The 1,921-nt window shown below is 42.5% G+C and carries 1 pseudogene; it reads left to right on the forward strand.

Features of this window, described 5'->3' with window-relative positions:
• Window positions 1-310 precede the first annotated feature (310 nt).
• Window positions 311-1,727: pseudogene (locus H5V42_RS15135) on the forward strand (IS1182 family transposase); the annotation flags it as partial.
• Window positions 1,728-1,921 lie beyond the last annotated feature (194 nt).

The following is a 1,921-nucleotide window of genomic DNA, read 5'->3' on the forward strand; positions in this document are numbered from 1 at the left end:
AAAGAGAGGGGGCCATCAATGTTGACGGAATCATTACTTCCTATGGCTATATTGGCCTTAATCCTCTCTTTTGTTCTTTCTGATTTATAAATACAATCTAATCAGAAACAAACTTAAGATGGCTATAAGTAATTGCTTGTTCTCGCCTACTTCTGAAAATCCTCGCGGATTTTCAGTTTGGTGCGTACTTACAAAGTTAAGTGCTAAACCACGCAACTAATCATACACTCAACGTCAGACTGTCTCAAAACTCATCCCTTTATCACCTCAATTTACTTTGTCAACCTGGTGATATTTCGTAACTTAATGTATGGAATACCAACAAGGACAAGACCGCTCGCAACTTACCCTTTACAGTAGCTGTTTGGATGATATGGTCGGTCAAGAAAACACCGTCAGGGCCATTGATGCCTTTGTCGACTCTTTAGATTTGAGTGAACTTGGTTTTAAAATTTTGGCCTCACAAGGAAGACCTCCTTACAACCCTGCCGATTTGCTCAAACTTTACCTCTATGGCTATATGAATCGCATGCGCTCTTCTAGAATGTTGGAGCTGGAATGTAATCGTAATATTGAACTTATCTGGCTGTTGAAGAACCTTAAGCCAGACCACAATACCATAGCCCGTTTTAGAAAAGACAATCCAAAGGCCATTAAGCGCGTGTTTAGGGCTACCGTGGCCCTAGCCAAGAACCATGACCTTATCGGAGCCGTTTTGTTGGCTGGGGACAGCACCAAACTTCGGGCACAAAACTCCAAGAAGAACAACTATAACAAAAAGAAGGTAGCACGTCATCTCGAATATATAGACAACAAACTGGCTGAACACGAGAAAGAACTCGCCATGGCCGATGGAGATTCAGACAAGCAAGAGCAGGTCAAAAAGCAAATCAGCCACCGCAAGACCCAACGCAAAAAGTATGAGGTTCTGGCCCAGCGACTCGAAGAAGACAACAGTTCTGAAAACCCCCAAATATCTACCGCTGACCCTGATAGTAGACATCAAATAGTCCGTGGGGTAATTACCGAGGTATCCTATACCGCCCAGACCATGGTCGATGAAAAATACAAGCTTTTGATAGATGGCAAACTCACCGCTGAAAATGATAAAAAAGCCATGGGTATGATGCTTAGGCGTTCTAAAAGTATTTTGAGAAGCAATAGTTTTACCGCCCTCTTTGACAAGGGATACCATACTGGAAGTGAGTTTAAAATAGCACATGACTTAGGCATAGCTACCCTCGTGGCCATTCCTGAAATAGGCAGGAGTTCACAGGCTCCTGACCCTAGTTACAATGCAGAACACTTTGACTATGATGCCAACACCGATTGCTTCACCTGTCCACAAGGTCAAACCCTTACTTCCAATGGCAGTTGGTACAAGGCAAGGAACTACTACTTTAAACAGTACAAGACCAAGGCCTGTAAAGGATGTCCCGTTCGTCAGCTCTGCACTAACGCCAAACAGAACGGAAAAATCATACAACGCTCTGAGTTTACCCAATACATAGAAGGCAATAAAAAAAGAGTGGCCATGGCTCCTGAAACCTATAAGAAACGGCAAGCCTTGGTGGAGCATCCCTTTGGCACTATAAAACGTCAATGGGGATTTGACCATATCATGACCAAAAGGGGAATGGAAGCCGCCTCGGCAGACTTTGGGTTTATGCTAACGGCTTATAATCTAAAACGAATACTCAAAATCCTTAAAGTGCAAGGGAAAGCGATTATTAGAGCATTTCTAATGCCTTTTGAGCTTATTTGGAAGCTAATAGGCCCTATTAAAAAGGTTTTTAAATCCATTAGGGGTATTTTGGGGCAAAACAAAATTTCCCCTTCCTTTTTCCAAGCTTCGGTAGTCTGAAACTAATAAGCTAATTTTAAACTAAATCTAAAGGCAGTTTTGGGACAGACTGCCGTT

Source organism: Croceivirga lutea (genome assembly GCF_014235875.1).
GTDB lineage: Bacteria > Bacteroidota > Bacteroidia > Flavobacteriales > Flavobacteriaceae > Croceivirga > Croceivirga lutea.